This window comes from Chrysiogenia bacterium, assembly GCA_020434085.1.
In the GTDB taxonomy this organism is placed as follows: domain Bacteria; phylum JAGRBM01; class JAGRBM01; order JAGRBM01; family JAGRBM01; genus JAGRBM01.
Genome location: JAGRBM010000297.1, coordinates 1 through 8,556, shown reverse-complemented (window position 1 = coordinate 8,556; position 8,556 = coordinate 1). Strand labels below are relative to the sequence as shown.

9 protein-coding genes are annotated in these 8,556 nt (G+C 63.6%); 1 reads left to right on the top strand and 8 read right to left on the bottom strand.

The window, feature by feature from the left end; translation table 11 throughout:
* Positions 1-507 (top strand): PDZ domain-containing protein (locus tag KDH09_10330; GenBank protein ID MCB0220080.1); only part of this gene is annotated, 507 nt, incomplete at its 5' end.
* A 78-nt stretch (positions 508-585) separates the two neighbouring features.
* Here KDH09_10330 and KDH09_10325 read toward each other — a convergent pair.
* From KDH09_10325 to KDH09_10290, 8 genes are all read right to left on the bottom strand, one after another.
* Complete coding sequence (locus tag KDH09_10325; protein MCB0220079.1) at positions 586-807, bottom strand: 4Fe-4S binding protein; 222 nt, start codon at positions 805-807, stop codon at positions 586-588.
* Between the two features lie 150 nt (positions 808-957).
* Positions 958-2,496 carry an MCE family protein gene (locus KDH09_10320; GenBank protein ID MCB0220078.1) on the bottom strand — a complete coding sequence of 513 codons (1,539 nt, stop codon included), beginning with the start codon at positions 2,494-2,496 and terminating at the stop codon, positions 958-960.
* A 105-nt stretch (positions 2,497-2,601) separates the two neighbouring features.
* Positions 2,602-3,384, bottom strand: coding sequence for an ATP-binding cassette domain-containing protein (locus KDH09_10315; GenBank protein MCB0220077.1), 783 nt, complete (start codon positions 3,382-3,384; stop codon positions 2,602-2,604).
* A gap of 4 nt (positions 3,385-3,388) precedes the next feature.
* Complete coding sequence (locus tag KDH09_10310) at positions 3,389-4,177, bottom strand: ABC transporter permease (GenBank protein MCB0220076.1); 789 nt, start codon at positions 4,175-4,177, stop codon at positions 3,389-3,391.
* Position 4,178: 1 nt separating this feature from the next.
* Positions 4,179-5,348 (bottom strand): alanine racemase, encoded by a 1,170-nt coding sequence (gene alr, locus KDH09_10305; protein ID MCB0220075.1) that lies wholly within the window; start codon positions 5,346-5,348, stop codon positions 4,179-4,181.
* Between the two features lie 74 nt (positions 5,349-5,422).
* The gene (locus KDH09_10300) at positions 5,423-6,028 is read right to left on the bottom strand and encodes a protein-L-isoaspartate(D-aspartate) O-methyltransferase (protein MCB0220074.1); all 606 of its coding nucleotides are present in this window, start codon (positions 6,026-6,028) and stop codon (positions 5,423-5,425) included.
* Positions 6,029-6,107: 79 nt separating this feature from the next.
* Entirely contained in the window at positions 6,108-6,953 is an 846-nt protein-coding gene (locus tag KDH09_10295) for an acyltransferase family protein (GenBank protein ID MCB0220073.1), read from the bottom strand.
* Positions 6,954-7,117: 164 nt separating this feature from the next.
* Entirely contained in the window at positions 7,118-8,380 is a 1,263-nt protein-coding gene (locus KDH09_10290; protein ID MCB0220072.1) for an acyl-CoA/acyl-ACP dehydrogenase, read from the bottom strand.
* Between the last annotated feature and the right edge of the window lie 176 nt (positions 8,381-8,556).

The window sequence follows — 8,556 nt, the reverse complement described above, 5'->3', positions numbered from 1 at the left end:
TTCGAGCCTGAAGACGTCATCGTCGAATACGAGGGCAAGCCCGTGCGTGAGCTCTCCGACCTGCCGCGCCTTGTCGCGGGCAGCGAAGTCGGAAAGCGCGTGGACGTGGTTGTCCTTCGAAAGGGCAAGCGCAAGGAACTTCGCCCGCGCATCGCGCGCCTCGAAGAGGCCGGACCGATGGCGGCGGCACCTCAATCGAGCGAGCCCGCCCCCGCCCATCAGGATGCAGCCCGCAAATTCGGCATGGAGTTGAAGACGCTCACTCCCGAACTGGCGCGCCGCGAGGGGCTCACCCGATCCGAGGGCGTGCTCATCACGCGCGTCATGCCCCAGTCACCGGCGGCGCAGGCCGCACTCGCTCCGGGCGACATCATCATCGAGGTGGAACACGAGCGCGTTCGCTCGGTCGAAGACTTTGCCACTCAGTCACGCAATGCCAGGGAAGAGCGTTTGCTCCTTCGCGTGGTGCGGGGCGACCGGTACCTGTTTGCAGTGCTTCGTCCCTGAGCATTCCTTCGCCCACACTCCAACGAAAACGGCCCCCGCTTTGCGGGGGCCGTCTGTTTGTATCGCTTCAAATGCTGCTTACTGCAGGGTGTAACCCGTATCGGGACCAACCAGGTAGTAGCCCAGCTCGCTGACGAGCTCGATGGCCTTGACCGGGCAGATCTGCGCGCACGAGGAACACTCGCGGCATCGCTCGGGATCGATCAGGTGCTTGTCCTTGCCCTCGGAAATGGCTCCGAAGGAACACTCGAACTCACACGACCCGCAATTGATGCACTCATCGTTGATGTTGTACGCCACGAACTTTTCTCCCTGATCTCCAAACCCCGACGCAGGCAAAGCTACCACAACAAGCAAGCGGAATTCACCGGGGATGCCCGCTCAAGATACGGCCCTTGGGGCAACCGGCTTCGTCGGATGAAGTGAGCGACGCTCAGGTAGAGAGACCCGTCAGGGAACAGGAACGGCGCCGGAGGTCAGAAGCGGCTTGAGATCGTCTTCCACGAACAGGATGCCGCCGCCAAAGAACGGGGCAACATCGTCGCTGTTCTTGGCCATCATGTCCTCGACGCCGCCCGTCAGATAGAAATACTTGAGGAAATTGACCGAAAGGCGCGCCTTGACGTTCGGGCGCTCGTCGTTGGGACGGTCGAAGTCGTAGGCCGTCACTTCCAGGTCGAAGTGCTCATAGCGGTCGGGCGAAACCGAGAAGCCAAAGCCCCCGGAATTCTCGATCAACCCGCCGAAGACGCTGAAGTAATCGAAGCGTTTGCCGATGCCGACGCTGAACTTGAGCCCCTGCTGGCTGTTGGTGGTGACCGACTGATTCACAGTTGCCGGAAAATACGCATTTCCGACCAGCTCAAGCCCGTTCTTGTCATAGACCGTATTCGTGATCGTGCTGTGAACCGTGTCCGGCCGCGATCCGCGCGGATCGGAAACGACGTGCACGAAGAAATACTTGTCGGGCTTGGGCCAGAGCTCGAAGACCACGACGCTCTTGGCATCGTCGACGCGCGGCTGGATCTCCGCGCGGTAGCCGAGCTTGAGCTCGAGCCGGTCGGCGTAGCTGAGCATGTTGTTGATGCCGCTGATCGCCTTGTTGAGTTCCTCGACGGTTTCATCGTCGTTGATGAGGCGACCCACGGTCCCCTCGCCCTCGTCGATCTTGCGGGTGATTTCCTCGACGTGTTCGAGCGAGCGGTTGAAACGCTCGGAGGACTCGCGGAAGCTCGAGAGCGTGGCGCTCACGTCGACGCGCCCGTCGGAGACGACGCCGTTCAATTCGCGAACGAGCTGCCGCACCTCACCGGCCAGTGCCGGGGTCTCACGATCGAGAGTCGCGCTGATGTTGCGAAGATGGGAGACAAGCTCGCGCAGGTCCTGCCGGTTCTCGATGCTGATCTGTGCCAGGTTGGTGGTCAGCTCTGCGAGCGCCTTGAGCGTCTGCGCCAGTTCGGGATTGCCGCCGGGGCGGTTGTCGAGCACGGCGCGCAGGTTGTCGGTGATGGCTTCGAGGTTCTTGCCCGTGCGCCCCAGGTCCTGGGTGAATGATTCGATGTCGCCCGACTCATCGGCGTAGATGATGCGGGGCTTCTTCTCATCGGGCGGCCCGGCCTGTTCCTGCAGCACGCCCTCGGGCGTGCCGGGGTCGATCTCGATGTAGCGATCGCCCAGCAGGCCGCTGCTCTTGACCATGGCGCGGGCGTTCTCGTGCATTTCGAGATCGGCGCGCACGCGCACTTCGACGCGGGCCTGTCCGCGCTCGAGACTGATCTTGTCGATAAGACCGACCTGCACGCCGGCAACGCGCACGGGGGACTCCTCGAAGAGCCCGGCCGCCGAGGGGACATAGACCACCAGCGAGCGGTATTCCTGCCCGCCGCCAAAACCGGTGGGGCCCAGATGCACCGCACTGTAGGCAATGATGGCCAGCACCAGCATCGCGAAGCCGCCCACCATCACGTTGGTTTTCGTTTGATCGTCCATCACTTTTCCGCGCCGCTGCGGCCCGGACCTGCCTAATTCACTGAAATCACTGAAAGTCTAACCCAATTCGGGGTCTCTTCGCCAGCCCCCGCGGCCCAAGGCGGCTCAGACCTGAATCGGGCCGTCTTTGCGGCCCTCGAGAAACTGCCGCACGGCCGGATTGGTGCTGGCCTGGAACTCATCGGGGGTGCCCTCTTCGATGATCTTGCCCTCGTAGAGCATGGCCACCTTGTGCCCGACTTTGAAGGCGCCGCGCAGGTCGTGGGAGATCACCACGTGGGTCGAGCCCACTTCTTCCTGCACCTCGATCATCAGCGAATCGATCACGTCGGTCATGATCGGGTCGAGCCCCGTGGTCGGCTCGTCGAAGAGAATCACCTTGGGTTCGAGCGCCACGGCGCGCGCAAAGCCCACGCGCTTTCTCATACCGCCCGAGAGCTCCGAGGGGAGCTTGCGCAGGGAGTCCTCGTGCAGGCCGACCATGCGGGTGAGCCTTCGCACCAGGTCTTCGATCTCGTCCTCGCCCTTGCTGGTATGAAGGCGCACGGGAAAGGCGATGTTCTCAAAGACATCGAGGGAGTCGAGCAGCGCGGCGTCCTGGAAGACCATGCCGAAGTTCTTGCGCATCTCGTTGAGCTCGCTGTGCGCAAGACCCACCATGTTGGTGCCGCCCACCATCACTTCGCCCGCATCGGGCTGGAGCAGGCCGACGATGTGCTTGAGGGTAACGCTCTTTCCCTCGCCGCTCTTGCCCAGAATGACGGTCGTTCTGCCCGACTCGCACGAGAGGCTCATCCCGTCGAGGATGGCGCGCTCACCAAAGCTCTTGCGCAGCCCCTTGAGTTCGATGGGGAGGCCCTTGCTGCCGTCGTTTTCTGGTGCCGCCATCGTCCTATCCCATGTTCGCGAAGTTGAGCTGGTAGGCCGTGATGAAGTAGTCGCTGATCAGAATGAGCACCGAGGCGTAGACCACGCTGTCGGTGGTGGCCCGCCCCACCCCGCGCGCGCCGCCGCGGGCGAAGTATCCCTTGTAGCAACCCACGCTGGCCATGATGAATCCGAAGACCACCGCCTTGACGATACCCTTCATCACGTCATCGACCTCGACGAGTTCGTAGACGTTCTTCCACCACTCGCCGGGCGCCAGGTTGAGCACGGAGGTCGCCACCAGGTAACTGCCCACCGAGCCCACGAAGTTGAAAATCACCGTGAGCGCCGGAACCATGACGACGCCCGCGGCCAGCCGCGGCCAGATGAGCAGCTTGACCGGATCGGCTGCCATCACATCGAGCGCGTCGATCTGCTCGGTTACCCGCATGGTGGCCAGCTCGGAGGCCATTGCCGAGCCCGCGCGGCCGGTCACCATGAGCGCCGCGAGCACCGGCCCGAGCTCGCGCACCAGGGCCAGCACGCTCGTGCCGCCCACCAGCGTGTCGGCGCCAAAAGTTCGGAAGGCGTGCCCCGTCTGCAGGGCGAAGACCATCCCCGTGAAGGTTCCCGTCAGCGCGATGATCGCCGTGGACTGCACGCCCACGAACTCCATCTGCTGCATGACCTCCTTGAGGTGCAGCGGCCGGCGAAGCGGCGCGATCGCCGCCCACCAGACCAGACGGAAGTAACGCCCCACCTCTTCGAGGCGGGCGAGCAGGAAGGCGCCCAGTGCGTCGAAGAAAAGGACCATCTTAGCGATATACCCGTGCCACCCGGGCGCCGATGCCCGTGAGGACTTCGTAGGAAATGGTGCCCAGAATCTCCGCCAGCTCGGCGGCGCTCACATGCTCGCCGCCTGTCGCACCGATCACCGTGACCTCGTCGCCGGCGACGATGCCGGGCACGTCGGTTACATCGATCATGGTGAGGTCCATGCACACGATGCCGACCACCGGGCAGGACTTTCCGCCCGCGATCATGCGCGCGCGGTTGCTGAGATTTCGCCGGTATCCGTCGCCGTAGCCCACGGGCACCACGGCGATGAGACTCTCACGCTGGGCCTTCCAGGTGGCGCCGTAGGAAACGATCTCTCCGGCGGCGATGCGCTTTAGCTGGTGAACCTGCGTCGTCCATGCGAGCGCGGGCTGCAGTTCGATCTTGCCGCGCGTCTGCACCGCCGGGTGTTCGCCATAGACGGCGATCCCGCAGCGCACCATGTCGTAGTGGGTCTCGGGGTCAAGAATCGTTGCCGAGGAATTGGCCAGGTGGCGAAGCGCCGGGCGAACGCCCTTGTTTTCGGCCAGCGAGAGCGCCTCTGCAAAGCGCTGCTTCTGGAGCGCGGTGAGCGCGCCGCCCGCATCTTCGGCAACCGAGAGGTGCGAGCAGATGCCTTCGATCTCAATATTGGGAAGCGATTTGGTTTTCTCAAGCAGCGCACCCAGTTCCTGCGGCATCACGCCCAGCCGGGTCATCCCGGTGTCGACCTTGATGTGCACGCGCGCGCGCTTTGCCTGCGCACTTGCCGCAGCGCTGAGCGCCTCGAGCACCGGGGCGTCATAAACGAAAGTCGCAAAGTCCCCGGCCACCACGCCGGCAGCCTGGTCGGGGCGGATGCCCTGCATGAGCAGCACCGGCGCTCCAATTCCGGCCTCGCGCAGCTCGCGCCCCTCGGCCAGGGTCGCAACGGCGAGCCAGTCGGTGCCCTCGGCCAGCAGCGCGCGCGCCACCGGCACGGCGCCGTGACCATAGGCATTGGCCTTTACCGCGGCGAGGAACTTCGTGCCCGGAGCGAGTTTGGCCTTCAGCGCGCGCGCGTTGGCGGCGATGGCCCCAAGGTCCACCCGCGCCACGCTGGGCGTGCGGCCCTCATCGGAGTCGGTCTGGGAAGCGCCCGAAGGCATGTCGGCACGAAGCGTCTGCATCTGCAAAAAGCCCGGAAAAGTTGGGAAATCGCCCTCGCCGGCCAGCTTACCGCGCCCGGGAGGTCAGGGAAAGCTCAGTTTTCGCGGACCATGGGAACAAAGCGCACCGGCAGCAGGGTTTCCACGCTCACCTGCCCGCTCTCATCCTTGCGATAGCGGCGCAGTTCCTGCCCCGCATACTGCGGCCCGACCGGAACGACCAGGCGCCCGCCGGGGGCAAGCTGGTCGAGCAGCTCCTGTGGAAGCGACTCCGGCGCTGCCGTGACGATGATTGCATCAAAGGGCGCTTCTTCGGGCCAACCGGCATAGCCATCGCCCGCCCGCACGTGCACCTCGTAGCCGTGGGCCTCGAGCGTTTCGCGGGCGCGCTCTGCGAGCTCGGGCACGACCTCCACCGAGTAGACACGCATCCCCATGCGCGCGAGTACGGCCGCCTGGTAGCCCGAGCCCGTCCCCACTTCGAGCACCTTCTCACCGCGCGAGAGCTGGAGCGCCTCGCTCATGTAGCCGACAATGTAGGGCTGGGAGATGGTCTGTTCGTAACCGATGGGGAGCGGCTTGTCTTCGTAGGCGTGCTCGCGCACGTTGGGCGGACAGAACACCTCGCGGCGCACGGCTTCCATCGCGGCGAGCACACGCTCGTCCTTGATGCCGCGGCGACGCAGTTGCTCGTCGACCATGTGCCTGGCTTCCACTGGGCTCCCCCGATTGATGAGCCCCCAGTGTAGCTCAAATCGGGAGTTTCGCGGAATCGGGAAATCAGCCCAAGTATCCCTCACGCTCGGCCTGCAGGCGGTCCATGGTCTCCTGCATCCGCGAGGTGACGATGTCGTAGCCGTGCTGGAGTTTCTCGTCGGGATCTTCGATCCCGGCGGTCTCCGCACGCAGGTCGATGGGCTCGAGGCTCTCCATGGTGACCTTGGAGGGCAGCACCGAGAGCGGCAGGCCAAGCGGCACGGTCTTGGTTCGCCAGAGCGAGTCGATCCCGAGCGCATGGGCAATGCCGGTGCCGCGGTCGAGGATGAGGCTGCTCTCGTGGGCGCCGCAGAGGACAAAGGGCGATATGAGCGCACCGGTCTCCAGTGCCACGCGCACAAAACCCTTGCGCCCGCCAAAGTCGATCTTGCCCGCGTCGGTGTAGGGACGACAGGCCTCCCAGTCACCGCCGGGGAAGACGGCCAGGTCGCAGCCGGCTTCAAGGACTTCGTGGGCCTTGCGCGGGTTGGCCGGAATGGCGCCCAGCTTGGGCATCAGTTCCTTCACGATGGGCGTCTCGAAAACCATTTTGTGGGCGAGCCCGTGCACCGGTCGCGAGTGACCAAAGCGCGAGTACCAGGCGTAGAGCATCATGAAGACGTCGATGGCGCCGGTCGCGTTGTGATTGGCGACGATAAAAGCCGGGCGCTCGGGCACGCGAACCGCGCCGCGCCACTCGCAGCGGAAGTAGTGCTTGTAGAAGGGCTCGATCCAGCCCATCACGCGCTCGATCATCTCGGGCGAGTAATCGGGCGCGATGGCCGAGAGCGGCGAGCCGTCGTTCGCCGGCTCGGCGCTTGTGGGCAGGTAACCATCGTAGGCATTGGCGTGAACTCGGGTCTGGTTCATCTCGGGCCCCCCCTCCCTGGGCGGATTATCGTCCGCGTTCTACGAATCCAAGAATATACTACATTGTATTACACGTCAATACATAGCTAACTCATTGATTATAATAAGAAAATGGCGCAGCCCAGGCTGCGCCGTTTTCAATTTTTAACGCACATGTCAATTATCTAGGAAGGAAGCCGATCGCTCCTCAGAAGCTCGCGGGCGATGGTGTTGTACTGAATGTCGTCGGTGCCGCCGCCGATCTGCAACAGCTTGGCATCGCGCATCAGGCGCTCGAGTCCCGTCTCCCACATGTAGCCCATGCCGCCGTGGATCTGGATGGCTTCGAGCGCAACGTCGACGGCCGCCTGCCCGGCATAAGCCTTGGCCGCGCAGGCCTCGGTCATGTTCACCTTGCCGTGTTTTTGCTGCCAGAGCTGCTTGAACATCAGGTTCCGCACGTTCTCGCGAATGACGTACATCTTCGCGATGCGGTGCTGCACGGCCTGGAACTCTGCGATGCGCTGGCCCCACTGCTCGCGCTCCTGCACGTATTTCAGGCACTGGTCAATGCACTTCTCGATGATTCCCAGCGCCATGATGGGCGAGCCAGAGCGCTCGCCCGAGAAGACGTCGCGCGACTGTTCCTTGCTGAGTTCCTTTTCCTTCTTGCCCAGCAGGTTTTCAGCCGGCACGAAGACGTTGTCGAGATAGACCGCGCCCGTGGGCGAGGCGTGCATTCCCATTTTCTTGAAGGGCTTGCTGGTTTCGAGTCCGTCCATCCCACGCTCGACCACGAAGCACTGAATCGGCCGGTTGCGAAGCGGCGTGCCGTCGTTGTTGTCGATCTTGGCGTAGACGGTGAAGTAGTCGGCGTAGGGCGCGTTGGTAATGAAGGTTTTCTCGCCGCTGATGCGGTAGCCATCGCCATCATGCTTGGCGACGGTGCACATGCCGCCGTAGGCATCCGAGCCCGCGCCCGGTTCGGTCATGGCCCAGGCGCCGATCTTCTCGAACTTCAGCACCGGGATGCCCCACTTGTCCTGCTGGTCCCAGGTGCCCTTCTTCATCACGGTCGCGCCGTAGAGAGCCGTGTTCGCCGCCAGTGCGAGCGAGAATCCCGGCGAAACGCGGGCCAGTTCCACGCCGATGATCGCGGCCATCGCCGGATCGGCGCCGCCCAGGCCCTCCATGCCGCCGTCTTCGTCGTCGCCTTTTTCCTCGGCCGGGGCTTCTTCGCCTGCCTCGTGGGCCTGGAGCTTCTTCTTCCGCTTCTTCCAGACCCCGTCGATCATGCCGGGAATCCCGAAGGTGTTGGCAAACTTTTTCATGATCTCATAGGGCGGCTCGCCATTCTCGATGTCCTCGACTTTGGGTTCGAGTTCCTTCTCCACGAACTGGCGTACCATCTTCTGGATCATCTTGTGCTGGTCGTTGAATTCAAACATTTTCCCTGCCTCCTGTGCCTGCCCTCGGGTCAGGCCGCTTCATAAAGCAATCGCTGCTTCTCTCCCGCCCCTGTTTCAATCGGCCGCGCGCGCGTGCCGTCCCAGCCTTCGGCCGTCAGGAAATCCAGGCGCCCGAGCATTCGCAGAAACTCGAACACCTGGGCGATCATGCCGTT